An 18966-nucleotide genomic window follows, 5' to 3' on the forward strand; every position below is an offset into this window, starting at 1 on the left:
TTTAAAAAGGAGCATCTCCGCTTACAGTTATACCCATTGATCTTGCTGTTCCTGCAACCATTCTCATCCCTGACTCTACATTAAATGCATTTAAGTCAGGCATTTTGTCTTCTGCAATTGCTTTTACTTGATCCCAAGTAATGCTTGCTACTTTTTTACGGTTAGGTTCACCTGATCCACTTTTAATTTTTGCAGCTTCTAAAATTTGAACTGCGGCTGGTGGAGTTTTAACAACAAACTCAAAAGATTTATCAGAATACACAGTAATTGCTACTGGTAATACTTTTCCTTGTTTGTCTTGAGTTCTAGCATTAAATTGCTTACAGAACTCCATAATGTTAACTCCGGCAGCACCTAAAGCAGGACCTACTGGTGGTGAAGGATTTGCTTGCCCTCCTTTTACCTGTAATTTTACAATCTTACTTACTTCTTTTGCCATTTTTAATATAAAATTAAATTAAACCCTGTGTTATCAGTTGGAAGCAAAACACAAAATTAATTTGTAACACTCTTTATTTATGATATTTTATCTACTTGCATATAGTTCAACTCTAATGGTGTTTTTCTACCAAAAATTTTCACCATTACTTCAAGCTTTCTCTTTTCCTCATGTATTACTTCAATCGTTCCATCAAAACCGTTAAAAGGCCCATCTATTACCTTTACAGTTTCTCCTACAGTATAAGGAATTGCAATGTTATGATCTGGCTGAACAGTCAATTCATCAACCTTACCTAACATTCTATTTATTTCGCTCTGTCTCATTGGCACAGGATCTCCACCTTTTGTTTCTCCCAAAAACCCAATAACTCCTGTTACTGCTTTTATTACATGGGGTACTTCTCCAGCTAAATTTGCTTCTACCATTACATATCCTGGAAAATAAACTCTTTCTCTAGTAGACTTTTTCCCATTACGTACTTGTACAACTTTTTCTGTTGGCACTAAAACCTGATCTACATAATCAGACAAACCTAAACGAGAAATTTCATTCTCTATATAGGTCTTTACTTTGTTTTCTTGACCTCCTATAGCCCTAACCACATACCATTTCTTTACAGAATCAGCCATAATTTACTTTTACTTTAAAATATTAAAAAACCACTCTAGGCCCGTTTGAAAAAATTGATCTACCAAAAAAACAGTTATTGCGAACAATATTGTAAAAATAGCGACAACAACAGTTGATTTTTGAGCTTCTTCTTTAGATACCCATGTCATTTCATCTTTTAACTCAATAAAGGATGATTTTATGTAATTAATAATATTCATTTTATTCTCTTAAAAAGTCGTGCAAAGATATAAAATTATTCAACACACAAATAACTTTATATCTTTTTTTAACTTGATTGGTAAAAAAAGGAATTATATATACATATAATTCCTTTATTATTTTGCACGGGCGGAGAGACTCGAACTCCCGACACCTGGTTTTGGAGACCAGTGCTCTACCAACTGAGCTACGCCCGTAAATTGGAGCTTGCTTTTATACAAGCTCCTTATATAATTAGTCTATTGACTATAAAATTTCAGTTACCTGACCAGCTCCTACTGTTCTACCTCCTTCACGGATAGCAAAACGTAATCCAATGTTCATTGCAATTGGAGAGTGTAAGTCTACAGTAATTGTTAAGTTATCTCCTGGCATTACCATTTCAACTCCATCAGGTAAGTTAATAGTACCTGTTACGTCAGTTGTACGTACATAGAACTGTGGACGGTAGTTGTTGTGGAATGGAGTGTGACGTCCACCTTCTTCTTTTTTCAAGATATACACCTCAGCTTTAAACTTATCGTGTGGAGTTACAGAACCTGGCTTACAGATTACCATTCCTCTCTTGATTTGAGTTTTTTCAATACCTCTTAATAAGATACCTACGTTATCTCCTGCCTCACCTCTATCTAATATTTTACGGAACATTTCAACTCCAGTAATAGTAGACGTTAATTTTTCAGCTCCCATACCGATGATATCAACAGAATCTCCAGTATTAGCAACTCCAGTTTCAATACGTCCTGTAGCAACAGTACCACGTCCTGTAATAGAGAATACATCTTCAATTGGCATTAAGAAATCCTTGTCAACTTCACGTTGTGGCTCTTCAATCCAAGAATCAACAGCATCCATTAATTCCATGATAGAATCAACCCATTTAGGCTCATTATTCAACCCTCCTAAAGCAGATCCTTGGATTACCGGAGTGTTATCACCATCATAGTCATAGAAAGATAATAAATCACGAACTTCCATATCTACTAACTCTAACAACTCTTCATCGTCAACCATATCAACTTTGTTTAAGAAAACAACGATACGAGGAATACCTACCTGACGTCCTAATAAGATGTGTTCACGAGTTTGTGGCATTGGTCCATCAGTAGCAGCAACCACTAAAATAGCACCATCCATTTGCGCAGCTCCAGTTACCATGTTCTTTACATAATCGGCGTGACCTGGACAGTCAACGTGAGCATAGTGACGGTTTTCAGTAGCGTACTCTACGTGAGAAGTGTTAATAGTAATACCTCTTTCTTTTTCTTCAGGAGCGTTATCAATTTGATCGAAATCCTTTAATTCAGAAAGACCTTTAGAAGCTAATACAGTTGTTATAGCTGCAGTTAAAGTAGTTTTACCGTGGTCAACGTGTCCGATTGTACCGATGTTTAAGTGCGGTTTCGAACGGTCAAATGTTTCCTTTGCCATGATTATTAATTTTAATTCTTAGTTATATAATTAGTGTTTATTTTTAAACCTTTTTATTCTTTGAGCCAATGACGGGACTTGAACCCGTGACCTCATCCCTACCAAGGATGCGCTCTACCATCTGAGCTACACCGGCCTGGTAATTTTTATTTCTTTGAGCGAAAGACCGGGTTCGAACCGGCGACATTCAGCTTGGAAGGCTGACGCTCTACCAACTGAGCTACTTTCGCAATTTACTGATTTACATCAGAAAGAACCTAATTTTATTAAGCCTTTGTTGTGGTGAGAGAAGGATTCGAACCTTCGAAGACATAGTCAGCGGATTTACAGTCCGCCCTCGTTGGCCACTTGAGTATCTCACCAATCCATAATTTAAAAGAACCTTTTTAAATTGAGCCGATAATAGGACTCGAACCTACGACCTGCTGATTACAAATCAGCTGCTCTAGCCAGCTGAGCTATATCGGCTTTTTGATAGTTGCTGCATAAAAAAGCAGCCCGCTATCTTAACGGACTGCAAATTTATAAAGTTTTAGATATCATCCAAAAAAAAAATGGAATATTTTATTTTTTTTTAATGTTGAAGTTCTCTTTCCTTTTCTTTTATTTTCATTAACTGCCTTTTCATTGAATCTGAGCATAAACTAATCCCTTCTTCAAAGGTTTTTGATTCTTTTTTCACAATTAAATCATGTCCAGGAATATTCAACTTTAATTCTGTTACTTTGTTTTCTTTCTCGCTTGTTTGTTGAACTTTTAAATAGACCTCTCCATCGACTATTTTATCATGGTATTTTTCCAAACTCTCTACCTTTTTATTTACAAACACAACTAAATCTTTGTCTGCTGTAAAATTTACTGACTGAACATTTACTTTCATACGACTTACTTTTTTTTAGCACTTCTAGGATGTGCTTGGTTATACACTTGTTTCAACTTGTCTAAACTATTATGGGTATATACTTGTGTAGCAGCTAAACTTGAGTGTCCTAGCAACTCTTTTACTGAGTTTAGATCTGCTCCATTATTTACCAAATCCGTTGCATAAGAGTGTCTTAATACATGTGGACTCTTTTTTTGTTTAGTGGAGACCTTACTAAAATATGAATTTATAACACGATAAACAAGAGCACTGTAAACTTTAACTCCTTTTTTTGTCACAAAAAAATATAGATTGTTGTTTGCTATTTTATCTCTCTCTTCTCTATAAGCCTCTATATCTGATATTAACTCTTGATAAATGGGTACAATGCGTTCTTTATTTCTTTTTCCTAAAACTTTAATTATTTTTTCTTGTACATTGACATCTGCCACTTTTAAGCCTATAAGTTCTGCTTGTCTAATTCCAGTAGCGTATAATAAGTGAATTATTAATTTGTTTCTTTTTTGTTCTAGTGGTGTTAAAGAGTCATCTACTAGCTGTAATGCTATTTCTATTTCATTTTCATTAAAAGGAGTGATTACTTTTTTTGGGGTTTTTAGACTTTTTAAATGCGATAAAGGGTTAACGATAACTTCTTCTATTTTTAATAAAAAACTATAAAAACTTTTTAGAGCTGTTAACTTTCTATTAATTGATCGGTTTGATAAGTTTTGTTGATGTAAAAATACAATCCATGATCGGATATAGACAGCTTCTATTTGATTGACGTTTGACACAGAAAACTCCTGACTCGTATACTCAAAAAAATCTTGAATGTCTTTTTGATACGCTATCACTGTATGTTTTGAATATTTTTTTTCTAACGAAAGGTATTCTATAAATTTATGTAACAACTCCATCAGCAACATTTATTTAAATTCAAGGTACAAAAAAACCCTGTGAATTTGGACAGCCCCCAAAAAGTTGGACGGTTAAAAAATTAATTATTGATATGAGCTCGATATTTTATCGGGCTCATTCCATTTAAAGCTACTGATATTCTATCATTATTATAATAGCAAATATATTCATTAATTTCCTTTTCTAATTGCTCAATCGAGTTCCATTGTTTTAGATAAAACAGCTCAGATTTTAAAGTTCCAAAGAAATTTTCAATAATAGCATTATCTAAACAATTCCCTTTTCTAGACATACTTTGAATCATCTTGTTCTTTTTTAAGATATTCTGATATTTTTCCATTTGATATTGCCATCCTTGATCCGAATGTAATAACACATTTGCTGCTTTATACTTTTTAAAAGCTTTCCCCAGCATTTGAGTTATTTGTCTAAAATTAGGACTCCTAGAAATTTGATAACTAATGATTTCTCTACTACATAAATCAATAATTGGAGACAAATAAAGTTTTTGACCTTTAACTTTAAACTCTGTAATATCTGTAGCCCATTTTTGATTGGTTTTAGAAGCCTTAAAATTCCGTTTAAGTATATTGGGAGCTATTTTACCTTGACTTCCTCTGTAAGAACGATACTTTTTAACTCTAATCAAAGATTTTAACCCCATGGACTTCATTAGTCTTAATACTGTTTTATGATTGATGATAATCCCTCTGTTGTTTAGTACTAAAGTGATTCTTCTATAACCATACCTACCTTTGTGTTGATGGTAGATTTGAGTAATAAACCTTTTTATAGATTCATATTTATCAGGCTCTTTACTTTTTTGTAAATGATAATAAAAACTACTTCTAGCCATCTTTGCATGATGTAACAATACCGACAAATCATGCTTATGCCTTAACTCATTTATGACTATTGCTTTTTCTCTCTGGCTTGAGCTAAGGCTTGTAACTTTTTTAGCAAATCAAGTTCTGCTTTTAAAGATTGATTCTCTTTTAAAAGTTTTTCTTCTCTAGTTAATGGTATAGATTTATTTTTTCTAGACTTGGGTTTCATTCCGATAGGTCTTCCTTTAGGTTGATTTTTAAGACCTTTCAAACCTAAGGATTTATATCTTCTTTGCCAATTAATAATACTAGCACCACTTCCAATATCAAATAGAATACATGCTTGCTCTAAAGAAAGATGTTCTTTTTCTATTCGTTGTAAAACATCAAGTTTAAATGATGATGTATATTGTTTATTTATCTTTGGTAACAAACCTTGAACTCCTTTGTGTTCATATTGCCTACACCAAAGAGAAAGAAGAGAACTATCAAAACCTAGCTCTTTACTCAAACTAGTTATAGAGCGTTCTCCTTTAAGAACTAACTTCACACATTCTTGTTTAAAGCCTAATGTGTATTTTACTTTTCTAGACATAAAAATACCCCCAAATTGTGTCTAACATTTTGGGGGCACTCTAATTTCACAGGGTTTTTTATTCTTTAAAAAGCTTATTAAGCTTGTTCTTCGTTTGTTCTTAAACGTTGAACGTAAGAAGCTTTAATTCTTTGTTTACGATTGACTACAGATGGTTTATTATACTGTTGACGTTCACGTAACGTTTTCATTGTTTTTGTTCTGTCGAATTTTCTTTTAAAACGTTTTAACGCTCTATCGATATTTTCTCCGTCTTTTACTGGAATGATTAACATACTGAGGCACCTCCTTTCATCGTCGTCTTATATTTTTATTTTATAAATTCTATTTTTTGGACTGCAAAGATAGTTTTAAATAATGATATACAGCACTTATTTTAAAATATTTCTTGAAATCACAACTTTTTGTATTTCTGTAGTCCCTTCTCCAATAGTACATAATTTACTATCTCTATAAAATTTTTCTACAGGAAACTCTTTTGTATACCCATATCCTCCATGTATTTGAACTGCTTCATTGGCAACCTTTACACAGGTCTCTGAGGCAAACATTTTAGCCATAGCTCCAATGGTTGTCATTTTTTCTCCCAATTCTTTTTTAGCCGCTGCTTTATGTGTTAACAACTCTGAAGCTTCTATTTCTGTAGCCATGTCTGCCAACTTAAAAGATACTCCTTGAAAAGCTGAAATAGGTTTTCCAAACTGAACTCTTTCTTTAGAATATTTTAGAGCTGCTCCATAGGCTCCTTTTGAAATTCCTAAAGACAATGCTGCTATGGAAATTCTACCTCCATCTAAAACCTTCATAGACTGAATAAATCCATCTCCTACTTGCCCCAACACATTTTCTTTAGGGATTCTACAGTTATCAAAAACCAACTCTGCTGTTTCAGAAGCTCTCATTCCCAATTTATCTTCCTTTTTACCAGAACTAAAACCTGGAGTTCCTTTTTCTATAACAAAGGCAGTCATTCCGTGAGAATCTCCTTTCTCTCCTGTTCTAGCAATTACTACAGCAATGTCTCCACTAATGGCATGTGTAATAAAATTCTTTGCTCCATTCAACACATATTCATCTCCATCTAACACTGCAGTGGTACTCATTCCCCCTGCATCAGATCCTGTGTTGTGCTCTGTTAAACCCCAAGCACCAATCCATTCTGCTGTAGCTAGTTTTGGCAACCACTTTGTTTTTTGCTCTTCGTTTCCAAATTGTAAAATATGCCCTGTACACAAAGAATTGTGTGCAGCTACAGACAACCCTATAGAAGGATCTACTTTAGAAATTTCTTCTATTACGGTTATATACTCATGATACGTTAATCCTGCACCACCATAAATTTCTGGAACCATAACTCCCATAAATCCCATTTCTCCTAATTTTTTAAACAAAGGAATTGGAAACTCCTGAGACTCATCCCATTTGTATACATTAGGTGCTATGTGAATTTTTGCAAAATCTCTGATTGATTCTGCTATCATTTTTTGGGTTTCATTCGTCTCGAAATTCATTCAAAAAAAAGTTTTAGTTGGTTTTATTGAGCGTGCAAATATAAACTTATTAAATCATATTTGTCTACTGGAAAATTGCTTATTGTTTTTAATTCTGCTAAGTTCTGAATTTCTGCAACTTCTTTTCTATATTCAATGATAGATTGGGCTTGTTTGTAATTTATATAAATTATGCTTTTAAGCTGATTAACCGTTGCTTTATTTACATTTATTTTTACGATTTTAGGTTTAGAAAGCACTTGAAATTCTTTTTTAAGATTTGTCAACACGTCTGGAGTCAATCCCCAAACATCATCTAACTGGTGAATAAAGGTAAATCCTTGAATTTTTTCTCTATAATTTAGAATGGTGTTTGCTCTTTTAGAACCTATCCCGTAAATTTTAATCAAATCTTCTTCTGTAGCTGTATTTATATCTTTTACGATGATTTTTTTAGGCACTACAACTTTCTTGTGTTGTTGTTTTTTACTTACCCAATCTGGAAATTTAAAATAGGGAGCTATTTGTTGCAGCAAAGAATCTGATATCTTAGTGACTTTTTGAAAATCTTGTACTGAATTGATATACATTCCTTTTTTTCTAAAAGCCAACAGTCTATCTATTTCTTCTACAGACATTCCCATTTGATATGCTTTATAATCTGTTAGATAATTAGGATTGAATGTTTTTATTTTATACACTTTATGTGTAACTAAAAACAAACTATCTAATTCCTTTTGAATAGTATAATCTACTGGACTTAGCTTCTTTTCCTGAGTTTTTTTCCCATCACTGAAATAAAAGAATGTCTGAATCGTTAATATTAAGATTAGTAATAAAAAAATCCCATTTCGTTGATTCTTAGAATAACTGAAATAGGACTTAATTTTTTTCATTTTTATACTTTTATTTTAATCTTCTACTTTGTATTTAATTGCTGTTAAATAGCGCTTAATTTCATGTTTTGCTTTGGGTGCTAAAATAATTAGACCTACTACGTTTGGAAACACCATGGCAAAAATCATAGAATCAGAAAACTCTACCACAGAATTTAAGCTAGATGATGCTCCTACAATAATTACAAATAAAAATAATACTTTATAAGTAGTGTCTGCTAATTTACTTTTTCCAAACAAATAACTCCACCCTTGAATTCCATAATATGACCAAGATAACATGGTAGAAAAAGCGAATAAAATTACAGCAATAGTTAATACTACAGAAAAATGAGGTATGGCAGAATCAAATGCTGCAGAGGTTAAATCTACTCCTCCTAATTTTTGTCCCGTTCCGTTCATTACCACATTGCTACCTTCTAAGTTAGCATATTCAAACAAATTATTTTTTAAATTGGTAATAACAATTACCAAAGCTGTCATGGTACAAATAACCACTGTATCTACAAAAGGACCAATACTAGCTACAATACCTTCACTAGCCGGAAACTTTGTTTTTACCGCTGCATGTGCAATGGATGCAGAACCTACTCCTGCTTCGTTAGAAAAGGCTGCTCTTTGGAAACCAACAATCATTACCCCTACAACTCCCCCTAACATTGCATCACTTTCAAAAGCACCTTTCCATATTTGAACAGCTGCACTTGGAATCATGTCAAAGTTTTTAAATATAATCACTAAAGAAGCTCCTACGAATAGTATTCCCATAAATGGTACTATTTTTTCTGTTACTTTTCCTATTCTTTTAATTCCTCCAATAATTACAATTCCAACCAATGCAGCTAAAACCAACCCAAAAATAAACCCAGACTCTAAGCCTGTTAAAGACATAAATTGTGCAGTTGCCTGGTTAGACTGAAACATATTTCCACCCCCAAAGGAACCTCCTACAACAAAAATGGCATACATAATTGCCAAAACCTTTCCTAAACCAACTAATTTTTTCTCTCCCAGTCCTTTTTTCAAGTAGTACATAGGACCTCCATAAATTTTACCATCTGCACCTACTTCTCTATACTTAACCCCTAGAGTTGCCTCTACCAATTTGGTAGACATTCCTAAAAACCCAGCTAATATCATCCAAATAATAGCCCCTGGTCCTCCTAAAGCAATAGCCACTGCAACTCCTGCAATATTCCCCAAACCAACTGTTGCAGACAATGCTGCTGTTAACGCTTGAAAATGTGTAACCTCTCCAATAACCGGAGTTGTTTTTCTTGTTTTATCAGACTCTGCTACATTGATAATTTTTTCTATACTTTCTCCTTCTTCGTAAGCATGATCTAACTCATCATAATCACCTTTTGTAGCTTTAAAAGCAACTCCTAACAATCTTATATTGGCAAATTTAAAATACAAGGTAAAAAACAAGGCTCCTAGTAATAGAACTATTAATACAATAGGCACATTTTTAGTTCCTATGGGTACTGAATAGAAAACCACCTCGGTTACAGCTTTTGAAACCGGTTGAAAATTTTCTTCTATCACTTCATCCATAGAAGCAAAAGTAAGAGTAGGAATTAATAATGTGATTAGACTTAATAGTTGTTTCATTTGTTTACTCATAAATTTCTTTGAATTTTTTAATTTGTTCAGGTCTTCCTAAAACGATTAATCTGCAATGTGGTTTTAAAATCATTTTTGATGATGGATTTACAATATACTCATCATCTTCTGTAATAAAACCAATAACGTTACAGCCTGAATTTCTGCGAACGTCTAAATCTTGAATAGATTTCATCATATATTCGTCCGGCAATTCATCTACTCCAATTTCTTCTAAATTGGCATTGGAATCACCTTCCATATTAATTCTATTTACAAACTCCACCAAATCTGGTGTTACCAATAATGAAGCCATGTGATCTCCTCCTAATTTATCGGGCATAATTACATGATTGGCTCCTGCTATTTTTAATTTTTCTGTTGCGTTGTCATCATTTGCTCTACTAACAATATCTAAATTTGCATTTAACTGTCTTGATGATAACACAATATACACATTATTAGCATCGGAAGGCAATGCAGCTATTAAATGTGAAGCTTTTTCTATTCCTGCATTTTTTAGCACATCATCATTGGTGGCATCTCCTTTTACAAATTGCACATCTTGATAAATAGGGTTCTCTATAAACTCCTCATTTTGCTCTATTACAACACAGGTTTTGTTAAATTTTTTTAATTTTTCGTAAGATTGCCTTCCGTTTCTACCAAAACCACATATAATTGTGTGCCCTTCTAACTTGGCAATTTCCTTTAATTCTTTTTTAATACGAAAAGCTTCCATAAGTACATTGTTTGAAAAAAAATCTGAAATAACTGTTACTAAATATCCGTAAACCCCAATACTCATTAACAATAATAGAATAGTAAAAAGTTTTCCTCCACTATCTAACGGTTGTACCTCTCCAAAACCAACTGTAGTAATGGTAATAATGGTCATAAAAAAAGCATCTAACCAAGTATAGTTAAATGCCAAAAAGAAAACTATAGTTCCTATAGCAAGAACAACAGCAAATAAAAATAAGCCTTTATATATTTTGTTTAACATATAGTTCTATAAATCAAAAACAGAGGTTCTTTTTGTCCTTATCATATCTTTTAGTTTTAATAAAAAAGCCAAGGTTAAATAAATTCCGAAAGAAACTCCTAAAGTTACAAACGAAATATACACAAAAAACAACCTTACATTGGCTGTTCTCATCCCTAATCTATCTGCCAATCTTGAAGAAACATCAAAACCATGTCTTTCAAAAAAGTAGCGAATTTTATTAATCAAGTTCATCCTAAAAAATCAATATGATGCAAGTTAATAAAATGACACTAGTAATAATAATTAAGTTTCTACATTATCTAGGATAAAAGTATATTTACTGTCCTATAAACAATATGAAAGATGACAAATATTGAGCATGCTTTACAAGTTGCAAAGCTTACAAACATATCTGAAGGAAAGGTAAACACCATTTTAAACTTTTTAAATGAAGGAGCAACCATTCCTTTTATTGCTCGTTATAGAAAAGACCAAACAGGTGGTTTAGAAGATTTTGAAATTTTTAACATTCAAAAACAATCAATACTTGTTGAGGAAATCATCAAAAGAAAAGCACATATACTAGAAACGCTTGACAATCAAAACATAACCGATGCTACCTTACGAAACAAAATTGAAAACTCTTGGGACAAAAAAGAGTTGGAAGATTTGTTTTTACCCTATAAAACCAAACGAAAAACCAAAGCAAGTGTTGCCAAAGAAAATGGCTTAGAAGGTTTGGCTAAAATAATTATGTCTCAGAACGGAAGTAACATCAATGCCAATCGTTTTGTAAAAGGAGCTATTCAAACAGAAGAAGAAGCCATTGCAGGAGCCTTGGATATTGTAAGCGAATGGATTACAGAACACAGCTATAGTAGAAATCAGCTACGAAGATTATTTACTAGAGACGGTCTTTTAACTAGTAAAGTAAAAAAAGGGAAAGAACAAGAAGCCCAAACTTACAAAACCTATTTTGAGTTTGAACAAAAAGCCACCAGAGTGCCATCGCACCGAGTACTGGCTATTTTAAGGGCTACGGAAGAAGGTTTGTTAAGTTCTGGTATTTCGGTAGACAAACAAACTGCTATTGCTTTGCTAGAAAAAAACTTTATAAAAGGCAACAATCAAGCAAGTAAACTATTACAACAAACCATAGCAAGTACGTATAGCAAAAACTTAAAACCTGCTTTAGAAAAAGAACTCCTTAAAGAAATAAAACTAAAAGCCGATATAGATGCAGTAAACGTATTTTCTAAAAACTTAGAACAACTTTTACTGGCAAGTCCTATTGGTAAAAAAAGAGTATTGGCTATAGATCCTGGTTTTAAAACAGGTTGTAAAGTGGTTTGTTTAAACGCTCAAGGAGATTTGTTAGAAGATACAGTAATCTACCCTCATCCGCCACAAAAACAAGATGCTCAAAGCAAACAAACATTACTAAATTTGGTTCAAAAACATCAAATAGAAGCTATAGCTATAGGGAATGGTACTGCGGGTAGAGAAACCGAAAGCTTGGTAAAAACTCTATCTTTTACCACCAAGGTTGCTATTTATTTGGTCAACGAAAACGGTGCATCTATTTACTCTGCTTCTGAAATTGGAAGAGAAGAATTCCCTAACCATGATATTACCGTTCGTGGTGCGGTAAGTATTGGCCGTAGATTGATGGATCCTTTGGCTGAATTGGTAAAAATAGATCCAAAATCTATTGGTGTAGGACAATATCAGCACGATGTAGATCAAACCTTGCTAAAGCTGGAATTAGATCATATTGTAGAAAGATGCGTAAACAAAATTGGAGTACAACTAAATACCGCTAGCAAATATTTATTGCAATATATATCGGGAATTGGACCTGCTTTGGCACAAAACATTGTAGATTATAGAACCGAAAACGGAAAGTTTACCAACATTAATCAACTAAAAAAAGTACCAAGACTAGGAAACAAAGCTTTTGAACAATGTGCTGGTTTTTTACGTTTGCAAGGAGATCAACCTTTAGACAACACTGGTATTCATCCTGAATTGTACAAAGAAGTAACTCAAATAGCTAAAAAACTAAATCTTACTATTCCTGATTTAATTGGAAATGAAAAAGCTTTGGTTTTGGTAGATGATGAAGAATTACAAGAAAAAATTGGAGCTTTATCGTTAACGGATTTATTAAACGAATTGGCAAAACCAAATCAGGATCCAAGAAATCAAGACGATCAATTGGTTTTTGATGAAAACATTACCAACATCAATCACTTGTACGAAGGAATGATTTTAAAAGGACAAGTAAGCAATATTACCAATTTTGGTGCTTTTATAGATTTAGGAATTAAAGAAAATGGCTTGGTACATATTTCTCAAATTACCAATAAGTTTATTTCATCACCTAATGATGTGTTGCAATTAAACCAAGTGGTAAACGTAAAAATTATACAGCTAGACTTAGATCAGAAAAGAATTGGTTTGACTATGAAGTTTTAAACAACAAATCTTAACTTTAGTTTTAATTAAAACATACACAATGTCTATCACAAAAGAATCCGAACTTATTGGAATGAAAAAAATTAGTGAAGTGGTTGGAACTACTCTAAAATTAATGATGGAACATGCAACTATTGGCATGTCTACCAAAGAATTAGATGAATATGGTGGTCAAATTTTAAAAAGTTACGGAGCAAAATCTGCACCTTATGAAACTTACGACTTTCCAGGTTATACTTGTATCAGTGTAAACAAAGAAGCAGCACACGGAATTCCATCAGAAAATAAAATATTAAAAGAAGGAGATCTGATAAATATTGATGTTTCGGCTGAGTTAAATGGATTTTGGTCAGACAATGGAGCTTCTTTTGTACTTGGAAAAGACATACATCATCATCAACCACTTGTTAACGCTTCTAAAAACATTCTAAAAAAAGCAATTCACAATATTAAAGGAGGTGTTAAAATAGCTGATATTGGACAACTGATTGAAACGGAAGCTAAAAAACAGGGATTTAAAGTTATTAAAAATTTAGCAGGGCACGGAGTGGGAAGAAGTTTGCATGAAGAACCTGAAAATATTTTAAACTATAGAGTCAAAGCAAACCGTGAAAGATTTAAAAAGAATACAACAGTAGCTATAGAAACTTTTATATCAACAAAATCTACCATTGCTTTAGAATTAAATGATGGTTGGACGTTGGTTGGTGATAAAGGAGGATATGTTACACAGCATGAACAAACCATATTAATTACGGATAAAGAGCCAGTGATTTTAACTGAATCTAACAAGATTTGGAACTAACATAACATGAAAAATCTAGTAGTTCTTACCGGAGCAGGTGTTAGTGCAGAAAGTGGCATTAAAACCTTTAGAGATAGTAACGGCTTATGGGAAAACCATGATGTGATGGAAGTAGCTTCTATTGACGGATGGTATAAAAACCCAGCATTAATGCTAGATTTTTACAATCAGCGTAGGGCACAAGCAGAAACGGTACAACCCAACGCGGCTCATTTGTATCTGGCTGAATTACAAGACAAATACAACGTTCAAATTATAACTCAAAATGTAGATGATTTGCACGAACGTGCTGGCAGCAAACAAGTCATTCATTTACACGGAAAATTATCAGAAGCTAAAAGCACTAAAAACCCCAATTATACAATTGATATTACAGGAAAAAAAATCAAGTTAGGAGACGTTTGCCCACAAGGACACCAACTAAGACCCAATATTGTTTGGTTTGGAGAAGAAGTTCCTATGTTAGACAAAGCTGCTAGTATTTGCGAAACTGCTGACATATTTGTAATTATCGGAACTAGTTTGCAAGTGTATCCTGCTGCAGGGTTAATTTATAATGTTCCACAAAATTGCCCTGTCTATATAATAGACCCAAAAGTAAATGAAATTACAGTTCCTAATCATTATACTTGTATTCAAAAATCTGCTGTAAATGGAGTGATGATTTTAGAACAATATTTAAAAGCTTTGTAAATTGACGGATTTAGAAAAACTTACATATCAATACCATGGACTTAGAGACCAACCTAACTTGTGGTTAAACAATTCTTTTTTTGACTATCCTCAAATTGATTTGCCTTTTGCTAAAACCATAGATCTTTCTAATATTGATACAGCCAAACATCATAGATTAGGGAAATTAGTAGAAGTCTTTTATCAAAAAAATTTAGAAGCACAAACAGATTATACTCCCCTAGCCAACAATGTGCAAATTCAAATAGACAAACACCAAACCATTGGAGAGTTAGATTATATTTGCAAAACTCCACAAGGAATTACGCACATAGAACTTACTTACAAATTTTACTTGTACAAAACAGACAAAACTTATGAGTTAGATAGATGGGTAGGCCCTAACTTAAAAGATTCTTTGGTTCAGAAACTAACCAAGCTTAAAGAAAAACAGTTCCCTTTAATTCACCACCCAGTTTGTAAAAAACTATTAGCTAACAAAGGAATTGCTACAGATAACATTCTCCAAAATGTACATTTTAAAGCACAGCTATATATTCCGTTAAGTTTAAAAAAACATACTTTTCCGCATATTAATAACAACTGTATTAAAGGCTACTACATTAGCCACAAAGAAATAGATTATTTGTTCCCATTGGCTTTGTACCACGTTCCTAAAAAACAAGATTGGTTAATAGACCCAAAACACAATAAAGAATGGATGAGCTTTACAGAAGCCAAACCTATTATTTTAGAGCAAATAGCGGTACAACACAGCCCTTTAGTTTGGATCAAACACAATGACGTTTTTGAACGATTTTTTATTACATTTTGGTAATCTAGTTTGCACTACCTTTGCAACAAATAAAACAAGTAATGCATCCTAACAATCCTTTTCATAGTGATTATAATTTTGACGAACTTATTCAAGCTCATTCAGACTTAAAACATCATGTTTTTACCAATCCCTACGGAAACAAAACCATCAAATTTGCAGACAAGTTAGCGGTAAAACAATTGAACAAAGCGTTGTTAAAAAAGAATTACAATTTAATTTTTTGGGACATTCCAGAAAACAATCTTTGTCCTCCCATACCAGGAAGATTAGATTATTTGTTACATGTGCAAGATTTGCTAGAAGGTAAAAAAAACGTATCGCTTTTAGATATTGGTACAGGTGCCAACTTAATTTATCCTATTTTAGGAACTTGCCATTTTAATTGGAAATGCACCGCTAGTGAGGTTGATAAAGATTCTGTAAACAATGCTCTAAACATTATAGAACAAAATCCTCTTTTAAAGACTATTGATGTTAGGCATCAACAGTTTAAAAACTCCATTTTAGACAACATTATTCAGCCCAATGACTTTTTTGATGTGGTTGTTTGCAATCCGCCATTTTTTAAAAATTCTTTTGAAGCCGATTTAAAAAACAAACAGAAAGCAAAAAATTTAAAACTTGAAGAAACCGAAACCTTAAACTTTGGTGGACGTTCTAATGAATTATGGTACAAAGGTGGCGAAGAAGCTTTTGTAAAAAAAATGGCTTTAGAAAGTGAACAATACAAATCTCAAGTAACCTGGTTTACTTCTTTAGTTTCTCAAAAAGAACATTTAAAAAACATAAAGAGAGCCATTAACAAAACCAACCCTACAGAAGTTAGAATTGTAGATATGGAACAAGGAAACAAAAAAAGTAGATTTGTGGCCTGGAGGTTTTAAAAGCACACTTTAGTTCTAAAAAAACTCCCTTTTCTAAAAAGAAAAGAGAGTTTTAAAATACTATTATAAATATAGATTACATATTTTTTGCAGCCTCTAAGAATGTAGCCAAACCACTATCTGTTAAAGGATGTTTCATTAAACCTTCAATAGCTTTTAAAGGTCCTGTCATTACATCTGCTCCAATTTTAGCACAATCTACAATGTGCATTGTGTGTCTTACTGATGCTGCTAAAATTTCAGTTTCAAAACCATAGTTGTCATAAACTTCTCTAATTTCTTGAATCAAGTGCAATCCATCTGTAGAAATATCATCTAAACGACCAATAAATGGAGATACATACGTTGCACCAGCTTTTGCAGCTAATAATGCTTGTCCTACAGAAAACACTAAAGTTACATTGGTTTTAATTCCTTTACTAGAAAAATATCTACAAGCTTTAATTCCATCTTTAATCATAGGTAATTTTACTACAATTTGTGGATTTAAAGCTGCCAAAGCTTCTCCTTCTTTTACCATAGAATCAAAATCTACAGAAAGTACCTCAGCACTTACATCTCCATCAACAGCATCACAAATATCGCGATAGTGTTGTAAAATGTTTTCTTCTCCAGAAATTCCTTCTTTTGCCATTAATGACGGATTGGTTGTTACACCATCTAACACTCCTAAATCTTGCGCTTCCTTAATTTGATCTAAGTTCGCTGTATCTATAAAAAATTTCATTTTTTATTTATTTTTAATTAATTATTTTTTGTTTTAAAAATTAGTCTTCTACCTAAAGATAAAATAAGTTGACAACACTATTAAACAAATAAGAGCTCCTACTGGTTTTACAAATTTCCAAGGAGTAACATCTACTTGTTTTGTATAAGCTAGTGCAAAATCTTCTGATCTTGGCTTTAACTTACCTATTACCAACATAATAATAATTGTTAACACACAAGTTATTGCCTGCATGTGTAACATATGCAAATCTATTAAACCAAAACCATTGGCCAATACAATGTAAGCTACATAAATACTAAATGCAAACAACACTCCTATTTTTGCTGCTATTGCAGGTACTCTTTTAGTTACAAAACCAATAACAACCACTGTTAAAATAGGCACACTGTATGCTCCGTTTACCGTTTGTAAATATCCAAAAATACTATCAGCATACACTAAAAAAGGTGCTATAATCATAGAGAAAAAAGCCAAAACAACTCCAAATGTTTTTCCTTTCCTAACAATCATCGCATCATTAGCTTCGTGATTTATAAATTGTTTGTAAATATCTACTCCGTATAAAGTAACACAACTGTTTAGTGCTGAGTTAAATGAACTTAAAATAGCACCAAACAAAACTGCTGCAAAAAAACCTACCCATACATCTGGTAACACATCGGCAACCAATTTAGGATACACATCGCTTGTATTTAACCCTGTTCCGTATTTATGAAAAGCAATAATACCTGGTAAGACCACTATAATTGGCCCTAATATTTTGATAAAAGCAGCAATGGTCAATCCTTTTTGTCCCTCTGCCAAGTTTTTAGCTCCTAAGGCTCTTTGAATAATTTGTTGATTACTTCCCCAATAAAACAACTGTACCAACATCATTCCTGTAAAAATAGTTGTAAACGGAATAGAAGAGTCAGGACCTCCAATGGCATTAAATTTTTCGGGATGTTCTGTTGTTAATTTTGTTAAACCGTTAAAAAGACTTCCATCATCACTTATGGCCATCAATCCAAAAACAGGAATCAGCAATCCTCCAATTAACAACCCTATAGCATTAATTGTGTCTGATACAGCCACTGCTTTTAATCCTCCAAAAATGGCATAAATAGAACCTATAATTCCTATTCCCCATACACAAATCCAAACAGCTCCCCAATCACTTACTCCTAACATTTCTGGCACATTAAACATACCACTAATGGCTTTAGAACCTGTAAACAAAACCATAGGCAACAACACTACGGCATATCCTGTTAAGAACAATCCGGAGGTTAAAGCTTTTGTGGTTTTGTCAAATCTTCTTTCTAAAAACGTGGGAATAGTAGAAATACCTCCTTTTAAATAGCGTGGTAATAAATACACTGCAGTAATTACCATGGCAATGGCAGCTAGTGTTTCCCATGCCATTACTAAAATTCCATCTGTATAAGCATCTCCATTTAGACCTACAATTTGCTCGGTAGATAAGTTTGTTAACAATAATGAACCCGCAATAACCGTAGCTGTTAAGCTTCTTCCTCCTAAAAAGTAGCCCTCAGATGTGTTTTCGTTAGTATTTCTTGTTGCTAAATATGATATAATTGCTACCAGTAATGTAAAGCCTATAAATGAAATGATTCCCATAAGATTCTGTTTTATAAAAGGGTTATATAAAAATTCCAAAGCCTACAATAA

At 32.9% G+C, this 18966-nt stretch carries 21 protein-coding genes and 5 tRNA genes; 5 read left to right on the forward strand and 21 right to left on the reverse strand.

What is annotated here, in order from left to right; all coding sequences use genetic code 11:
- Position 1: 1 nt before the first annotated feature.
- The 19 genes from rplK to ACY2IJ_RS06195 all read right to left on the reverse strand — a co-directional run bounded on the left by rplK (position 2) and on the right by ACY2IJ_RS06195 (position 11140).
- Positions 2 to 439 carry a 50S ribosomal protein L11 gene (gene rplK, locus ACY2IJ_RS06105; protein WP_476726271.1) on the reverse strand — a complete coding sequence of 146 codons (438 nt, stop codon included), beginning with the start codon at positions 437 to 439 and terminating at the stop codon, positions 2 to 4.
- Positions 440 to 516: 77 nt separating this feature from the next.
- Complete coding sequence (gene nusG / locus ACY2IJ_RS06110) at positions 517 to 1071, reverse strand: transcription termination/antitermination protein NusG (RefSeq protein ID WP_476726272.1); 555 nt, start codon at positions 1069 to 1071, stop codon at positions 517 to 519.
- 9 nt (positions 1072 to 1080) lie between these two features.
- Positions 1081 to 1272: a preprotein translocase subunit SecE gene (gene secE / locus ACY2IJ_RS06115; RefSeq protein WP_167185083.1), complete on the reverse strand. Its 192-nt coding sequence runs from the start codon at positions 1270 to 1272 to the stop codon at positions 1081 to 1083.
- Positions 1273 to 1397: 125 nt separating this feature from the next.
- Positions 1398 to 1470, reverse strand: a tRNA-Trp gene (locus ACY2IJ_RS06120).
- A gap of 49 nt (positions 1471 to 1519) precedes the next feature.
- The gene (tuf, locus tag ACY2IJ_RS06125; protein WP_476726273.1) at positions 1520 to 2704 is read right to left on the reverse strand and encodes an elongation factor Tu; all 1185 of its coding nucleotides are present in this window, start codon (positions 2702 to 2704) and stop codon (positions 1520 to 1522) included.
- A gap of 63 nt (positions 2705 to 2767) precedes the next feature.
- Positions 2768 to 2840: transfer RNA gene (locus ACY2IJ_RS06130), tRNA-Thr, on the reverse strand.
- A gap of 21 nt (positions 2841 to 2861) precedes the next feature.
- A tRNA-Gly gene (locus ACY2IJ_RS06135) sits at positions 2862 to 2934 on the reverse strand.
- Between the two features lie 50 nt (positions 2935 to 2984).
- Positions 2985 to 3066, reverse strand: a tRNA-Tyr gene (locus ACY2IJ_RS06140).
- A 32-nt stretch (positions 3067 to 3098) separates the two neighbouring features.
- Positions 3099 to 3172, reverse strand: a tRNA-Thr gene (locus tag ACY2IJ_RS06145).
- A 106-nt stretch (positions 3173 to 3278) separates the two neighbouring features.
- On the reverse strand, positions 3279 to 3584 hold the full coding sequence (gene hpf / locus ACY2IJ_RS06150; protein WP_476726274.1) for a ribosome hibernation-promoting factor, HPF/YfiA family: 306 nt from the start codon (positions 3582 to 3584) through the stop codon (positions 3279 to 3281).
- A gap of 5 nt (positions 3585 to 3589) precedes the next feature.
- Positions 3590 to 4486: a tyrosine-type recombinase/integrase gene (locus ACY2IJ_RS06155; RefSeq protein ID WP_476726275.1), complete on the reverse strand. Its 897-nt coding sequence runs from the start codon at positions 4484 to 4486 to the stop codon at positions 3590 to 3592.
- Between the two features lie 80 nt (positions 4487 to 4566).
- The gene (locus ACY2IJ_RS06160; protein ID WP_476726541.1) at positions 4567 to 5403 is read right to left on the reverse strand and encodes an IS3 family transposase; all 837 of its coding nucleotides are present in this window, start codon (positions 5401 to 5403) and stop codon (positions 4567 to 4569) included.
- Positions 5400 to 5909, reverse strand: coding sequence for a transposase (locus tag ACY2IJ_RS06165; protein WP_476724099.1), 510 nt, complete (start codon positions 5907 to 5909; stop codon positions 5400 to 5402). The genes ACY2IJ_RS06160 and ACY2IJ_RS06165 overlap by 4 nt, the downstream gene beginning before the upstream one ends.
- Before the next feature lie 77 nt (positions 5910 to 5986).
- Positions 5987 to 6184, reverse strand: coding sequence for a 30S ribosomal protein S21 (gene rpsU / locus ACY2IJ_RS06170; protein WP_457822299.1), 198 nt, complete (start codon positions 6182 to 6184; stop codon positions 5987 to 5989).
- Between the two features lie 96 nt (positions 6185 to 6280).
- Positions 6281 to 7420 (reverse strand): acyl-CoA dehydrogenase family protein, encoded by a 1140-nt coding sequence (locus tag ACY2IJ_RS06175; RefSeq protein WP_476726276.1) that lies wholly within the window; start codon positions 7418 to 7420, stop codon positions 6281 to 6283.
- Between the two features lie 23 nt (positions 7421 to 7443).
- Complete coding sequence (locus ACY2IJ_RS06180; RefSeq protein ID WP_476726277.1) at positions 7444 to 8295, reverse strand: helix-hairpin-helix domain-containing protein; 852 nt, start codon at positions 8293 to 8295, stop codon at positions 7444 to 7446.
- 15 nt (positions 8296 to 8310) lie between these two features.
- Positions 8311 to 9921 carry an alanine/glycine:cation symporter family protein gene (locus tag ACY2IJ_RS06185; protein WP_476726278.1) on the reverse strand — a complete coding sequence of 537 codons (1611 nt, stop codon included), beginning with the start codon at positions 9919 to 9921 and terminating at the stop codon, positions 8311 to 8313.
- Positions 9914 to 10906, reverse strand: a complete 993-nt coding sequence (locus ACY2IJ_RS06190; RefSeq protein ID WP_476726279.1) for a potassium channel family protein — start codon at positions 10904 to 10906, stop codon at positions 9914 to 9916. The genes ACY2IJ_RS06185 and ACY2IJ_RS06190 overlap by 8 nt, the downstream gene beginning before the upstream one ends.
- Before the next feature lie 6 nt (positions 10907 to 10912).
- Positions 10913 to 11140: a PspC domain-containing protein gene (locus ACY2IJ_RS06195; protein ID WP_167185057.1), complete on the reverse strand. Its 228-nt coding sequence runs from the start codon at positions 11138 to 11140 to the stop codon at positions 10913 to 10915.
- A 111-nt stretch (positions 11141 to 11251) separates the two neighbouring features.
- Here ACY2IJ_RS06195 and ACY2IJ_RS06200 point away from each other — a divergent pair, with 111 nt between their 5' ends.
- Genes ACY2IJ_RS06200 through rlmF form a run of 5 tightly spaced genes read left to right on the forward strand, consistent with a single transcriptional unit; the run spans position 11252 to position 16565 of the window.
- Positions 11252 to 13366, forward strand: a complete 2115-nt coding sequence (locus tag ACY2IJ_RS06200) for a Tex family protein (protein WP_476726280.1) — start codon at positions 11252 to 11254, stop codon at positions 13364 to 13366.
- 40 nt (positions 13367 to 13406) lie between these two features.
- On the forward strand, positions 13407 to 14171 hold the full coding sequence (map, locus tag ACY2IJ_RS06205) for a type I methionyl aminopeptidase (RefSeq protein WP_476726281.1): 765 nt from the start codon (positions 13407 to 13409) through the stop codon (positions 14169 to 14171).
- 6 nt (positions 14172 to 14177) lie between these two features.
- Positions 14178 to 14864, forward strand: coding sequence for an SIR2 family NAD-dependent protein deacylase (locus ACY2IJ_RS06210; RefSeq protein ID WP_476726282.1), 687 nt, complete (start codon positions 14178 to 14180; stop codon positions 14862 to 14864).
- Position 14865: 1 nt separating this feature from the next.
- Entirely contained in the window at positions 14866 to 15681 is an 816-nt protein-coding gene (locus tag ACY2IJ_RS06215) for a DUF1853 family protein (protein ID WP_476726283.1), read from the forward strand.
- A 17-nt stretch (positions 15682 to 15698) separates the two neighbouring features.
- Entirely contained in the window at positions 15699 to 16565 is an 867-nt protein-coding gene (gene rlmF, locus ACY2IJ_RS06220; RefSeq protein ID WP_476726284.1) for a 23S rRNA (adenine(1618)-N(6))-methyltransferase RlmF, read from the forward strand.
- A gap of 76 nt (positions 16566 to 16641) precedes the next feature.
- Here rlmF and fsa read toward each other — a convergent pair whose 3' ends face one another.
- Both fsa and ACY2IJ_RS06230 read right to left on the reverse strand, forming a co-directional pair.
- The gene (fsa, locus tag ACY2IJ_RS06225; protein ID WP_476726285.1) at positions 16642 to 17292 is read right to left on the reverse strand and encodes a fructose-6-phosphate aldolase; all 651 of its coding nucleotides are present in this window, start codon (positions 17290 to 17292) and stop codon (positions 16642 to 16644) included.
- 48 nt (positions 17293 to 17340) lie between these two features.
- Complete coding sequence (locus ACY2IJ_RS06230; RefSeq protein ID WP_476726286.1) at positions 17341 to 18915, reverse strand: solute:sodium symporter family transporter; 1575 nt, start codon at positions 18913 to 18915, stop codon at positions 17341 to 17343.
- Positions 18916 to 18966: the final 51 nt, after the last annotated feature.

Source organism: Wenyingzhuangia gracilariae (assembly GCF_056387575.1).